At 62.1% G+C, this 12,648-nt stretch carries 12 protein-coding genes; 1 reads left to right on the top strand and 11 read right to left on the bottom strand.

Features of this window, described 5'->3' with window-relative positions; translation table 11 throughout:
- Positions 1–74: 74 nt before the first annotated feature.
- The 11 genes from V1283_RS13450 to V1283_RS13400 form a co-directional block, all read right to left on the bottom strand.
- Complete coding sequence (locus V1283_RS13450) at positions 75–1,241, bottom strand: acyl-CoA dehydrogenase family protein (RefSeq protein ID WP_334386961.1); 1,167 nt, start codon at positions 1,239–1,241, stop codon at positions 75–77.
- An 11-nt stretch (positions 1,242–1,252) separates the two neighbouring features.
- On the bottom strand, positions 1,253–2,455 hold the full coding sequence (locus V1283_RS13445) for a CaiB/BaiF CoA transferase family protein (RefSeq protein ID WP_334386960.1): 1,203 nt from the start codon (positions 2,453–2,455) through the stop codon (positions 1,253–1,255).
- 123 nt (positions 2,456–2,578) lie between these two features.
- The gene (locus tag V1283_RS13440) at positions 2,579–2,779 is read right to left on the bottom strand and encodes a hypothetical protein (protein WP_334386959.1); all 201 of its coding nucleotides are present in this window, start codon (positions 2,777–2,779) and stop codon (positions 2,579–2,581) included.
- A 147-nt stretch (positions 2,780–2,926) separates the two neighbouring features.
- Complete coding sequence (locus V1283_RS13435; RefSeq protein ID WP_334386958.1) at positions 2,927–4,096, bottom strand: acetyl-CoA acetyltransferase; 1,170 nt, start codon at positions 4,094–4,096, stop codon at positions 2,927–2,929.
- A 38-nt stretch (positions 4,097–4,134) separates the two neighbouring features.
- Positions 4,135–4,791, bottom strand: a complete 657-nt coding sequence (eda, locus tag V1283_RS13430) for a bifunctional 4-hydroxy-2-oxoglutarate aldolase/2-dehydro-3-deoxy-phosphogluconate aldolase (protein ID WP_334386957.1) — start codon at positions 4,789–4,791, stop codon at positions 4,135–4,137.
- A complete protein-coding gene (locus tag V1283_RS13425) occupies positions 4,788–5,732 on the bottom strand; it encodes a sugar kinase (RefSeq protein WP_334386956.1) in 945 nt (314 codons plus the stop codon). The genes eda and V1283_RS13425 overlap by 4 nt, the downstream gene beginning before the upstream one ends.
- A gap of 33 nt (positions 5,733–5,765) precedes the next feature.
- Positions 5,766–6,752 (bottom strand): D-erythronate dehydrogenase, encoded by a 987-nt coding sequence (gene denD / locus V1283_RS13420; RefSeq protein WP_334386955.1) that lies wholly within the window; start codon positions 6,750–6,752, stop codon positions 5,766–5,768.
- 108 nt (positions 6,753–6,860) lie between these two features.
- Positions 6,861–7,796 carry a carbohydrate ABC transporter permease gene (locus tag V1283_RS13415; RefSeq protein ID WP_334386954.1) on the bottom strand — a complete coding sequence of 312 codons (936 nt, stop codon included), beginning with the start codon at positions 7,794–7,796 and terminating at the stop codon, positions 6,861–6,863.
- Positions 7,789–8,748 (bottom strand): carbohydrate ABC transporter permease, encoded by a 960-nt coding sequence (locus tag V1283_RS13410; protein WP_334386953.1) that lies wholly within the window; start codon positions 8,746–8,748, stop codon positions 7,789–7,791. Before V1283_RS13410 ends, V1283_RS13415 begins: the two co-directional genes overlap by 8 nt.
- Positions 8,749–8,814: 66 nt before the next feature.
- Positions 8,815–10,134, bottom strand: coding sequence for an ABC transporter substrate-binding protein (locus V1283_RS13405; RefSeq protein ID WP_334386952.1), 1,320 nt, complete (start codon positions 10,132–10,134; stop codon positions 8,815–8,817).
- A gap of 41 nt (positions 10,135–10,175) precedes the next feature.
- Positions 10,176–11,243, bottom strand: coding sequence for an ABC transporter ATP-binding protein (locus V1283_RS13400; protein WP_334386951.1), 1,068 nt, complete (start codon positions 11,241–11,243; stop codon positions 10,176–10,178).
- Between the two features lie 195 nt (positions 11,244–11,438).
- Here V1283_RS13400 and V1283_RS13395 point away from each other — a divergent pair, with 195 nt between their 5' ends.
- Positions 11,439–12,470 (top strand): LacI family DNA-binding transcriptional regulator, encoded by a 1,032-nt coding sequence (locus V1283_RS13395; protein WP_334386950.1) that lies wholly within the window; start codon positions 11,439–11,441, stop codon positions 12,468–12,470.
- The last annotated feature ends 178 nt before the right edge of the window (positions 12,471–12,648 follow it).

The raw sequence follows: 12,648 nt of genomic DNA, 5'->3' as shown, positions 1-12,648 counted from the left end.
CGCAATGTGCAATTGCACATTGGGGTTCGATGCTTCGCATCGCCCCGGAACGACGTTAGATCGCCTTCGCATCCTCAATACGACTTCGGCAGACCGAGCACCTTCTCGGCGATGAAACTGAGAATGAGCTGCGGGCTGATCGGCGCGATGCGCGGGATCAGGGATTCCCGCAGATAACGCTCGACATGATATTCCTTGGCGTAACCAAAGCCGCCATGCGTCATGACAGCCTGCTCGCAGGCGTGGAAGCCGGCTTCCGCGGCGAGATACTTTGCAGCATTGGCCGCCGGGCCGCATGGCATGCCCTGATCGTATTGCCAGCCCGCGCGCAGCACCATCATCCACGCGGCTTCCAGCTCCATCCAGTTCTTCGCCAGCGGATGCTGGATGCCCTGATTCATGCCGATCGGGCGGTTGAAGACGATGCGGTTCTTGGCGTAGGCCGACGCCCTCGACAGCGCGATCTGGCCGAGGCCCACCGCTTCCGCCGCGATCAGGATGCGCTCGGGATTCATGCCGTGCAGGATATATTCGAAGCCGCGGCCTTCCTCGCCCAGGCGATCCTCGACGGGGATTTCGAAGTTCTCGAAGAACAATTCGTTGGAATCGACGGGCTTGCGACCCATCTTTTCGATCTCATGCACGGTGACGCGCTGCTTGTCGAAATCAGTATAGAACAGGCTCAAGCCCTGCGTCGGCGTCTTCACCTCTTCCAGCGGCGTGGTGCGCGCCAGCAGCAGAATCTTGCTGGCGACCTGCGCGGTCGAAATCCAGACCTTCTGGCCATTGACGACGTATTTGTCGCCCTTGCGCACCGCGCGAGTTTTCAACTGCGTGGTGTTGAGCCCGGTGTTGGGTTCGGTCACCGCAAAGCAGGACTTGTCGCGACCGTCGATGATCGGCGGCAACATGCGGGTGCACTGTTCCTTGGTACCAAAGACAACAACGGGGTTGAGCCCGAACACGTTCATATGCACGGCTGACGCGCCGGACATGCCGGCGCCCGACTCCGCAATCGTCCGCATCATGATCGCGGCGTCGGTGATACCGAGCCCGGATCCGCCATATTCCTCGGGGATGCAGATGCCGAGCCAGCCGGCGTCCGCCAGCGCACGGTGGAAGTCAGCCGGATAGCCGCCCTCCTTGTCCTTCTTCAGCCAATAGGCATCGTCGAAACGCGAACAGATTTTTCCGACCGCGTCGCGGATCGATTCCTGGTTGGCCGACAGCGCAAAATCCATCTATCCCGTCCTTACGTGTTTGACGCGGGCCTGGTGACGCCATCGCGAACCAGCGCTGCGATCTCATCCGGCGAAAGCCCGGCTTCGCGGAGGATTTCCGCGCTGTGCTCGCTCAGGCGCGGCGCCAGCCGCTTCGTTTCGACCGGCGTTTCGGAAAATCGGACGGAAGGCCTCATGTTGCGGATGCGGCCCTCGGTCGGATGATCGACGACCGGGAAGAAATTTGTCGCGGCGATGTGGGGATCGCCGAGCAGGCTTTCGAGATCATGCATCGGCATCACGGGCACATCCGCCTTCTCCAGGATAGCGGTCCACTCGGCCGTGGTCTTGGTCTCGAGGATGCGTGCCAGTTCGGCGTAGACCACGTCGATATTGATGGCGCGGCCGGCGAAGGTCGCAAATTTCGGGTGGACGCGAAGGTCGTCACGGCCGGTGGCATCGAAGAAATTCTGCCACTGCTTGTCGTTGTAGACGATCACGCAGATATAGCCGTCCGAGGTCTTGTACGGCCGCCGGTCGGGCGACAGATGACGGGCGTAGCCGCCCTTGTCGAGCGGCGGCTCGTAGGTGAGACCGCCCATGTGGTCGCCCATCACGAAGCCCGCCATGGTCTCGAACATCGGGATATCGACGCGCTGACCGCGGCCGGTGCGGTCGCGGTCGACCAGGCTGGCACAGATCGCGCCCACCGCGGTGAGCCCGACGATACGGTCGACGAGCGCGTTGGGAACATAGCGCGGCACGCCGTCGGCGGTCTGCGCCATCAGCGCCGGCAGAGCCGTCGCGCCCTGGATCAGATCGTCATAGGCGGGTTTTGCCGCATAGGGCCCGTCCTGGCCGAAGCCGAACACGCCGGCATAGATCAGGCGCGGATTGACGTTCGACACCACGTCATAGCCGAGGTTCAGCCGCGCCATCGCCTGCGGGCGCACATTATAGACCAGCACGTCGGCGGACTTGATCAGTCGCAGCACGGCCTCGCGCCCGGCGGGCTTCTTCAGATCGAGGCAGATCGAGCGCTTGTTGCGGTTGGTGTTGAGGAACACCGGCCCCATGCCGGGATGACGGGTCGGCCCGATCTGCCGCGTCACATCGCCATCGTGCGATTCAACCTTGATGACATCGGCGCCGTAATCGCCGAGCATCTGGGTGGCGTAGGGCCCCATCAGCACGGTCGTCATGTCGATGACCTTGATGCCCTCTAAAGGTCCCATGGATCAGCCTGCTCCCCGCTATGCGGGCCATCTGGCCTCGCATTGTTGTGAGAACCAAGTAACGGCAGGCACTTGCGAAGATCAAGGCGCGCCCAGCGTATGGGCGTATGCGCGCGATGGCGGCTATTTCTTCGGCCTGGCGTCGCGTTCCCGAGTCAGGCGCTCCAGCTCTTCGTTCTGCTGGCTGAGGCGGTCGGCGATGCGGGACTCGTTCCGTTCGCCGGAAGCAGCAGCAGCCTGTTCGATCAACTGACGGATGTTGTCTTCCAGAATCCTGATCCGATCGTTGAGTTCTGCCAATGACAACGAACTCTCGTTGCTCATGATGCGCGCTCCGGAAATGGCTACCGCAGGCTAGCAAGATATGTAGGCCGGGCAAAGCGAAGCGTGCCCACCAGCTTCATCGACGGCAATAAATGGTGGGCACGGCGCAAATGCGCCTTTGCCCACCCTACGATAGCACTTTTGCGGCTACTTCGCAGGCTCCAGCACGGAAACGTAATTCGCCACCGCCGCGCCGCCCATGTTGAAGATACCGGCGAGCTTGGCGTTCTTGAGCTGCATGCCCTCGGGCGCCTGGCCGACGAGCTGCATCGCGCTCATCACGTGCATGGAGACGCCGGTGGCGCCGATCGGATGGCCCTTGGACTTGAGGCCACCGGACGGGTTGACCGGCAGCTTGCCGTCCTTCTGGGTCCAGCCTTCCTTGATGGCGCGGGCGCCCTGCCCGCGCGGCGTCAGGCCCATCGCTTCATACTCGATCAGTTCGGCGACGGTGAAGCAGTCGTGGGTTTCGACAAAGGAGAGGTCGGAGAGCTGCACGCCCCCCTGCGCCAGCGCGCGCTGCCAGGCCACCGTGCAGCCTTCGAACTGCAGAATGTCGCGCTTGGACATCGGCAGGAAATCCTGCGCGTGCGCGGTGGCGCGGAAGTTCACCGCCTTGCCCATGGTCTTCGCGGTTTCCGAATCCGTCAGCACCAGCGCCGCCGCGCCATCCGACACCAGCGAACAGTCGGTGCGCTTCAGGGGGCCAGCAACGTAGGGGTTTTTCTCGCTCTCGGCGCGGCAGAATTCAAAGCCAAAATCCTTGCGCATCTGCGCATAGGGGTTGGCGACGCCGTTCTTGTGGTTCTTGGCGGCGATCATCGCCAGCGCGTCCGACTGGTCGCCATATTTCTGGAAATAGCTTTGCGCGATCTTTCCGAACACGCCGGCAAAGCCGCCGACGGTGTCGCCATCCTCGGGCAGATAGGAGGCCTTGAGGAGGTACTTCCCGATCTCCGGGCCCGGCGTCCGCGTCATCTGCTCGACCCCGACCACCAGCACGATTTTTGCCGCCCCCGCGGCAATCGCCCGGATGCCCTGATGCACCGCCGCCGAACCGGTGGCGCAGGCATTCTCGACCCGCGTGGTCGGCTTGAAGCGCAGTTTGGGGTCGGCCTGCAGCACCAGCGAGGCCGTAAAATCCTGCGGCGAGAAGCCGGCGTTGAAATGCCCAAGCACGATCTCGTCGACGTCTTCGGCGGAAATACCGGCATCGGCCAGCGCATCGGTCGCGACCTTCACCACCAGGCTCTCGACGGTTTCCGCGTCGAACTTGCCGAATGGCGTGTGCGCCCACCCCACGATGCTGGCTGTCATGGTCGTTCTCCCTGTTCCGGTTCGGGTCGGTTTGTAACCTATCTTGGTGCCGCTTTCAGCGATTTCATCGCCCGCTCGCACATGGCGGTTATGCCGGCCCAGTTGCCGGACCTGATATCGGCGGCTGGACACAGCCAGGAACCGCCCACCGCCACCACATTCGGCTCGGCCAGCCAGGTCGCGGCATTGGCCTCGCCGATGCCGCCGGTCGGGCACACCCTGATATTCGGAAACGGGCCGGCCAACGCCCGAAGTGCCTTGATACCGCCGGCCTGCTCGGCCGGAAAGAATTTCACGAGATCGAAGCCGGCCGCCAGCGCCTGCATCAGCTCGGAAGCTGTCGCGATCCCCGGCGCGAACGGCAGGTCGCTTGCTGCGGCAGCCTTCAAGAGCTCCGGCGTCGCGCCGGGGCTGATGCCGAATTTGGCTCCGAGCGCCGTCGCCCTCGCCAGATCGTCGGCGTTCAAAATCGTGCCGATGCCGACAATGGCTTCCGGCACCTCCGCGATCATGGCCTTGGCGGCGTCTGCGGCGACCGGCGTTCGCAGGGTAACCTCCAGCACGTGCACCCCGCCGGCGACCAGCGCGCGGGCCAGCGGTACCGCATCCTCCACCCGCTCGATGGTGAGCACGGGGATCACCGTGGCGGATTTGAAGATGGCGGCGAGTTGTTCCTGCCTTGTGGCTGCGGTCATGGCGATGCCTTGCGAGAATTGATGTGGTTCGGGATGAGGCCGGGCGGCATCTCCGCGCGCGGGATGATTGCGCCGGGATGACATACCACAACGCCGGCCAGACGATGCCCGGCACGGGCCGCCTCGATCGGATCGGCGCCCACGAGACGCGCGGCCACGTAGGCGGCCGCAAAACTGTCACCAGCCGCCGTCGTATCGACGATGGGCGCCTCCACCGGCTTCGCCTTGATCGGATAAGGAACGCCTTCCAGGCGCACGATGCTCGCCGGCTCCGAAAGCTTCAACACGACCTCGGGCCCGGGAATCCGCGCCAGCAAGGTTTCGTTGGATACGCCCGGATAGAGCGGCAGCAAATCCTCGGTGGAAGCCAGCACTATATCTGCCGCGGCAAAGGCCTCCTGAAAGACGGCACGCGCGACGTCGAGATCGGGCCAGCCGCGGGCGCGGAAATTGGTGTCGAAAGCGAAACGTGCCCCATTTTCGCGCGCGTGCCTGAGAGCCGCGAACAGCCGCGCTCTTCCCTCCGCGCCGTACAGCGAGAGCGTGATCGCCGACAGATAGATCACGTCATAGCCAGCCAGCGCATCGAGGATCTCCGGCGTCTGCGGCAAATCCATCAGGCTGCGCGCGGCGGCGCTGTCGCGCCAGTGAAAGAAGCGGCGCTCGCCCTGGTCGTCGGTCTGGATCATGTAGAGGCCCGGAAGCTTGCCCGGCAACCGCGCCACCCGGCTGATCCCGACCCCCTCCGCCGCCCAGCCTGCGATCATCTCATCGCTGAGGCTGTCGTCGCCGAGCGCGGTGACATAATCGGCGCCGACGCCGAGCCGGGCGAGATAGACGGCGGTGTTGAGCGTATCGCCGCCATAGCCACGCGAAAACAGGCCACCATCAGCCTGCTTCAGCTCGACCATGCATTCGCCGATGCAGGCTACCTTGCTCATGACCGCATCCGCGTGAAGAAACGTGAAGCCACGTTAGCCTGCGAACTTGCCGCCAAGCTCATCCTCGATGTGAATCCGGATGATGTCGTCAAACGTCTTCTCGGCGGTGGTGAAGCCGAGCTTGAGCGCGCGGTCGGCGACGAAGTCGCGCGGCCAGCCGGAGACGATGCCGATGATGGTTGGATCTGGCACCCGCTTGATACGCGCGGTGACGTTCTTGCCGGCGACGCGGTCGAGGGCTGCGATCTGTTCGCCGACGGTCACCGACATGCCGGGCATGCTCAGGTTGCGCCGCGGCCCCATCGCGTCGAGGTCCATGGTGCCGGCGTGGACCAGAAAGCCGACCGCCGATTTCGGCGAGGCGTGCCAGTGCCGCACGTCCTCGGAGACCGGCAGCACGGCCTCCTCACCCGCCAGCGGCTCGCGGATGATGTTGGAGAAGAAGCCGGAAGCCGCCTTGTTCGGCTTGCCCGGGCGCACGCAGATCGTCGGTAGACGGATCGAGATGCCGTCGAGCAGGCCCTTGCGGGTGTAATCGTTGATCAGCAGTTCGCAGATCGACTTCTGCGTGCCGTAGCTCGTTAGCGGCGTATGGAAGAATTCGTCGCCGATCTTTTCCGGGAATGGCGCGCCGAACACCGCGATCGAGGAGGTAAACACCAGGCGCGGCTTGTAGCCGCCGCTGGCGTGGCGGATGGCATCGATCAGATATCGCGTGCCGTCGAGATTGATCCGGTAGCCCTTGTCGAACTCGGCCTCGGCCTCGCCGGACACGATGGCGGCGAGATGAAAGATCACCTCCGGCCGGCCAGCTATCAGCGGGCCCGCCGCGCCCGCATCGGCGAAATCGGAGGCTACGACCTCGATCGGGATCGACGCATTGGCGGGCTTGGCTGGCGTCACCAAGTCCTGCAACGTCATGCGGGTGATGTCGTGCTTGCCGAGGCGGCCGTCGCGCAGCAGCCGCTCGGTCAGCTTGCGGCCCACCATGCCGGCGGCGCCCAGAATCAGAATGTGCAAGACCCGTCTCCTTTTGAACCCTTTTATAGCGTTTTCAGGCGAAGTGGGAATCGGTTCGCGTGAAGAAAACGCGTCAAGAGATAATGTCCGACACGGGCCTCAAAGCGCTCACTCCTTCACGGCTCCCGTCATGGCCGACACATAATGCTCGACGAAGAAGGCGTAAAGGATGACCAGTGGCAGCGAGCCAGCGAGCGCACCCGCCATCAGCGAGCCCCAGCGATAGACGTCGCCATCGACGAACTCGTTGACGATCGCGACCGGCACCGTCTTGTTGGAGGTGGATTGCAGGAACGTCAGCGCGTAGATGAACTCGTTCCAGCAAAGCGTGAAGCAGAAGATAAACGCCGAGATCAAGCCGGGGACCGCCAGCGGAAGCACGATCTTGATCAAAATCTGCCAGCGGCTGGCGCCATCGATCAGGGCGCACTCTTCCAGTTCGAACGGGATGGTCTTGAAGTAGCCCATCAAGAGCCAGGTCGAGAACGGGATGAGGATGGTCGGATAGGTCAGGATCAGCGCCATCGGCGAGTCGAACAGGCCGTACTGGAACACGACGGTCGCAAGCGGAATGAACAGGATCGAGGGCGGCACCAGATAGGAAAGGAAGATCAGGCCGCCGACCCAATGCGCGCCACGATAGCGCAACCGCACGATGGCATAGGCTGCCAGCACGCTGGCGAAAATCGACAGGACGGTGGCCCCGACCGCGACATACATCGTGTTCCAAAGCCAGTGCGGATAGTAGCTCTCGAACAGCAACTTGTGGATATGCTTGAAGGTCGGATTCCAGGTCCAGAACGGATTATATGTCTCGAGGTCGATCAGTTGCTCGTCCGGTTTGATCGCCGTCAGTCCCATCCAGTAGAACGGAAACAGCAGAACGAACACGATGATCGACAGCGGCAGATAGAGCGTCACCATCCGGCGCGGCACCGACTGCAGATAGCTCATGCCCTCGCTGTGATCGTCCTTGGCAACGGTCGGCGCCGAGCCATGCAGGACGGCCTTGAGATCGATCCGCGAGGTGGGAAGATCAGTCATTGTTTTCACCCTGCTGCCACTTGCGACGCTGCAGCCCGAACCAGGAAACCATGATCGCGGCGAGCAGGAACGGGATCATCGCGCTCGAGATCGCCGCGCCCTCGCCGAGCTGGCCGGCAATGATGGCGCGCTGATACGACAATGTCGCCATCAGGTGCGTTGCGTTGACCGGACCACCCCGCGTCATCGCCCAGATCAACTGGAAGTCGGTGAAGGTGAACAGCACGGAGAACGTCATCACGACCGCAATGATTGGCGTCAGCAACGGATAGGTGATGAAGCGGAACATCTCCCACTTCGACGCGCCATCAAGCGTCGCGGCTTCGTAGAGCGACGGTTGCACGGTCTGCAGGCCGGCGAGCAGCGTGATGGCGACGAATGGCACGCCGCGCCAGATGTTGGCGAAGATCACGCAGATGCGGGCCCAGGTCGAATCGCCGAGAAAATTGATGTTCTGGGTGATCAGGCCGAGATGCTTCAGCGACCATGAGATGATCGAGAACTGCGAATCGAAAATCCACCAGAACGCCAGCGCCGACAACACGGTCGGCACGATGAAGGGAATCAGCACCAGCGCCCGCAGCATCGCCTTGAACGGCATGTTCTCGTTCAACAGCAGCGCCAGATAGAGGCCGATCGCAAACTTGATCGCACTTGCGATGAAAGTGTAGAGCAGCGTGTTGAAGACCGAGAGCCAGAAGATGGAATCATCCCACAGCCATTCGTAATTCTCGACCCCGATGAATGTGCCGGGCCGGCCGATCTTGGCGTCGGTGAACGAAATCCAGATGCCCAGCCCCAGCGGATAGGCCAGGAAGAAGATCAGGAACCCCATCGCCGGCAGCATGAACCAGAAACCGAGCCAGTTGCGGTTGGTCTTGATCTGGTCCCACGTGGTGGCTTCGCGGATCTGCGGCTTGGCTATCCGTGGTTGGAGCGCGATGTCAGCCATGGGTGGTGTCCCGAATTAACTGTTGTTGGAGCGGACGGCGATCGACCGCCGTCCGCTCCGGTTCCATCAACGATAGATGCGCTTCAACTGCCGTTCGGCTTCGGCCATGGCGGTCTTGGCATCCTTGGCGCCGGTGCAGTAGTTGGCAAACATATCGACCACGATGAAGTCGGCAATCGCGGTCGCCGCCTTTTCACCGACCTTGCCGATGCCTGACGCCGGAAGCGCGCGCTTGCTGGCCTGAGCAAACACCGCGTTCTTCGGATCCGCCGTCCATACCGGTGCCGAGTCGTAGGCATTGAGCGTTTGGGTCAGATAGCCGCGCGCGCCCGAAAGCCACTTCTCGTAGTTTTCCTTTTCCAGCATGAACGCGACAAAGGCCTTCGCGGCGTTCGGATACTTCGTGAAGTTGAACGCCAGGATCGGAACCGCGAGCTGCAGTTCAGTCGGTTTTCCGACCGGGCCGACCGGCCACAGCGCGTGATAGGTATCCTCGGTAAGATCCTTCATCTTCGGATCGTCTTTGGCGGCGACATAGATCGAGATACCGTTGGCGGTGCAGTAGAGCTCACCTGCCAGGAACGCCTTGTTGTTGGAGCCGTCATTCCAGGACGCGGTGCCGGGAATGAATGCGTCGGAAAGCTCCTTGCAATATTCCAGCGCCTTCTGCGTTTCCGGCGAGTTGATGATGACTTTGTCGTCCTTGTCGACGGTATAGGCGCCATGCCCCCAAAGCACCCAGTGCAGCCATCCGTTGGCGTCGCCGGTGGCATGACCGAGCGCGAAGCCCGCCGGAGTGTTGTTCGCCTTCAACGCCTTGCACATCGCGAGGAAGCCCGGGAAGTCCTTGGGGAATTCCTTGAATCCGGCCTTGTCGACCGCCGACTTGCGGTAAGTCATGTAGCCGCCGATGGTGGCGACGGGGATGCCGAGCCAGTCATTGCCCAGCATACAGGTCTTGGCGGCAGCATCGGTCCATCCGCCGTATTTCTTGCCGAGATAGTCGGCGACGTCGTTCATCTTGAGAACTTTGGTCGGGAACAACTGCGGCAACGTGTGCAGACCCCAGGCGAGATCGATGCCCGAGCCGGTGTTGGCGGCAACGGACGCCTTCGGCTGCACGTCCTCGAAGGATTCGGAGAAAACGTTCATTTCGGTGCCGGTCGCGGTCTTGAAGGCAGCGACCATGGCGTTGAACGCGTCGTCTTCCGCCGGCACGAAGCGCTTCCAGCGCATCACGGTCAGCTTGGCGCCGGGCTCGGCCTTCCACGGCGAGGCTTGTGCCCAGGCCTTTGCAAAGTCGAACAACGCCGGCCCCGTAAGCGCACCGGTTGCCGCAAGCGCGGTGCCGCCCTTAAGCAGGGTACGGCGGGTAAAATCCTGCATAGTCCATCCTCCCGTTGATTTATAATTTTGACGTTATTTTTTTAGGCGTTCAGTCGTTTCCCGGTCTGCTCGTCGAACAGATGCACGAGCGCCGGGTCTGGCTTCAGCCGGACCTTGTCGCCCGGGTTGAATTGATGACGTTCGCGAAATACCGCGACGACCTGCTCGCCGCCGAGCTTGGCGAACACTTGCGTTTCCGAGCCAGTCGGCTCGACCACGACGATCTCGGCTTCGGCGCCGTCATCGGCGATGGTGAAATGTTCGGGACGGACGCCATACACGGCGGGCCGCCCTTCCGAATTGGCCGGCGCCGACTTTAGCGGCAGCTTGACGCCATTCGGTCCCTCAAAGCCGGCGCTGCCGTTCGACTTCACCTGGCCCTTGAGGAAGTTCATCGCCGGCGAGCCGATGAAGCCCGCCACGAACTGGTTGGCCGGGCTGTCGTAGAGTTCGAGCGGGGTGCCCATCTGCTCGACAACGCCGTCATGCATCACCACGATCTTGTCGGCCATGGTCATGGCTTCGATCTGGTCGTGCGTGACGTAGACGGTGGTGGTCTTCAGCCGTTGATGCAGTTCCTTGATTTCGGTGCGCATCGCGACGCGCAGCTTGGCGTCGAGGTTGGAAAGCGGCTCGTCGAACAAAAACACCTGCGGATCGCGCACAATGGCGCGACCCATGGCGACGCGCTGGCGCTGGCCGCCCGACAATTGCCGGGGATAGCGCTCGAGCAGCGGCGTCAGCGCCAGGATTTCGGCGGCGCGCTTCACCCCGTTGGAGATTTCGTCAGCCTTCGCGCCGCGCAGCTTGAGCGAGAAGCCCATATTGTCGGCGACGGTCATGTGCGGATAGAGCGCGTAGTTCTGGAACACCATCGCAATGTCGCGCTCTTTCGGCTGGACATTGTTGACGACGCGATCGCCGATCGAAATCGTGCCTGAGGTGATGTTTTCGAGGCCGGCAAGCATCCGCAGCAAGGTCGACTTGCCGCAGCCGGAGGGGCCGACCAGCACGACAAACTCGCCATCGTCGATCGGAATCGACACGCCGTGCAAAACTTCAAAATTGCCGAACGACTTTCGCACGTCGCGAATCTGTACCGACGACATCGAACTCTCTCCCCTCATTTTTTCTGTTTTTGGCGCCACAGGTGGACGGCGGCGCCCTGCTGTCTTTTTCGACTCTAATGCCGGAAGCCGAATTCAACGGTCATTATCATCTGCAGTTTGTCGGCTTTTAGCAATCCGATGGTAGCGCTGTCAATAATTGTTCAAACGTCTAATCCGTTGTGATATGAGCGCAGGATGGGACGAAAACAGACAAAGTCTGGCAAAATCCGCCTCACCGAGGTCGCCAAGCTCGCCGGCGTCAGCCCAATCACAGCATCGCGTTTTTTCAGGAACCCCGAAGCGCTGTCGGTGAGCAAGCGGGAGCGCGTCGATAGCGCCGTCAAGGAACTGGGTTACGTCCCCAATCTCGCCGCGCGCGCGCTGGCCTCGCACCGCACCGAAGTCATCGGCGTCGTCATCCCCTCCCTCACCAACAACGTATTCGCCGATGTGTTGCGAGGCATCTACGATTCTTCCGAAGGCAGCCGCTACACCATTCAGCTTGCCAATACCCGCTACAGCATCCTGCAGGAGGAAAAGCTGCTGCGCCTGTTCCGGGCGCAGAAGCCCGCGGGATTGATTGTCACCGGCATCAACCAGACCGCGGAATCGCGCACCATCCTGGAGTCCATGAATTGCCCGGTCACGCAGATCATGGAGATCGGCGATAGTCCGGTCGACATGATGGTTGGCTTCTCGCATTACGACGCAGCTTTTGCGGCAATTTCGCACATCCTCGAACAAGGACGCCGCCGCATCGGATTTCTCGGCGCGCGAATGGATCCTCGCGTGCAGCGGCGGTTCGAAGGGTATCGGGATGCCATGAAAGCGGCCTCGCTGTTCGACCCTACCCTCGTCGTCACCACTTCCGTGCCGACCACCGTGACACTTGGCGGGACGCTGTTCGCGGATCTTCTTGCGCAGAGGCCCGACATCGACGCCGTGTTCTGCGTCAACGACGATCTTGCGCTCGGCGTCCTGTTCGAATGCCAGCGCCGGCAGATAGCCGTTCCCCGCGATCTGGCCATTGTCGGCTTCAACGACCTGGAATTCACCGCCTCCGCGGTCCCCGCGCTCACCAGCGTGCGCACCAATCGCTATGAAATGGGCCGGCATGCTGTCACCATGGTGATCGACGCGATCGAAGGCCGTCGTCCGCAGGAGCCGGTTATCGACCTCGGTTTTCAGTTGATGGTCCGCGAAAGTTCGATGCCGCAAAGCATGTGATGATCGCCATCTCCGGAAGGGATCGCGTGCGGACAGAAAATGGTAGCGCTATCTTTTGAGCCGAATTAGGATCGGATGGCTCAGACGGGAGAAGGCAAGCGCGTTGCAGCGGATGAAATTCTTGGCATGGTGCATCGCTGCCGTGATTTAAGCCGCCCATGAGTTTGCAGTGCGGGAG

The sequence above is a fragment of the Bradyrhizobium sp. AZCC 2262 genome, assembly GCF_036924535.1.
In the GTDB taxonomy this organism is placed as follows: Bacteria; Pseudomonadota; Alphaproteobacteria; order Rhizobiales; family Xanthobacteraceae; genus Bradyrhizobium.
This window is presented reverse-complemented; position numbering and strand designations above follow the sequence as displayed.

Bases quoted from the DNA above. Each gene is read 5' to 3' on its own strand.
- V1283_RS13450 (WP_334386961.1), bottom strand. From the start codon at position 1,241: ATGGATTTTGCGCTGTCGGCCAACCAGGAATCGATCCGCGACGCGGTC.
- V1283_RS13445 (WP_334386960.1), bottom strand. From the start codon at position 2,455: ATGGGACCTTTAGAGGGCATCAAGGTCATCGACATGACGACCGTGCTG.
- V1283_RS13440 (WP_334386959.1), bottom strand. From the start codon at position 2,779: ATGAGCAACGAGAGTTCGTTGTCATTGGCAGAACTCAACGATCGGATC.
- V1283_RS13435 (WP_334386958.1), bottom strand. From the start codon at position 4,096: ATGACAGCCAGCATCGTGGGGTGGGCGCACACGCCATTCGGCAAGTTC.
- eda (WP_334386957.1), bottom strand. From the start codon at position 4,791: ATGACCGCAGCCACAAGGCAGGAACAACTCGCCGCCATCTTCAAATCC.
- V1283_RS13425 (WP_334386956.1), bottom strand. From the start codon at position 5,732: ATGAGCAAGGTAGCCTGCATCGGCGAATGCATGGTCGAGCTGAAGCAG.
- V1283_RS13415 (WP_334386954.1), bottom strand. From the start codon at position 7,796: ATGACTGATCTTCCCACCTCGCGGATCGATCTCAAGGCCGTCCTGCAT.
- V1283_RS13410 (WP_334386953.1), bottom strand. From the start codon at position 8,748: ATGGCTGACATCGCGCTCCAACCACGGATAGCCAAGCCGCAGATCCGC.
- V1283_RS13405 (WP_334386952.1), bottom strand. From the start codon at position 10,134: ATGCAGGATTTTACCCGCCGTACCCTGCTTAAGGGCGGCACCGCGCTT.
- V1283_RS13400 (WP_334386951.1), bottom strand. From the start codon at position 11,243: ATGTCGTCGGTACAGATTCGCGACGTGCGAAAGTCGTTCGGCAATTTT.
- V1283_RS13395 (WP_334386950.1), top strand. From the start codon at position 11,439: ATGGGACGAAAACAGACAAAGTCTGGCAAAATCCGCCTCACCGAGGTC.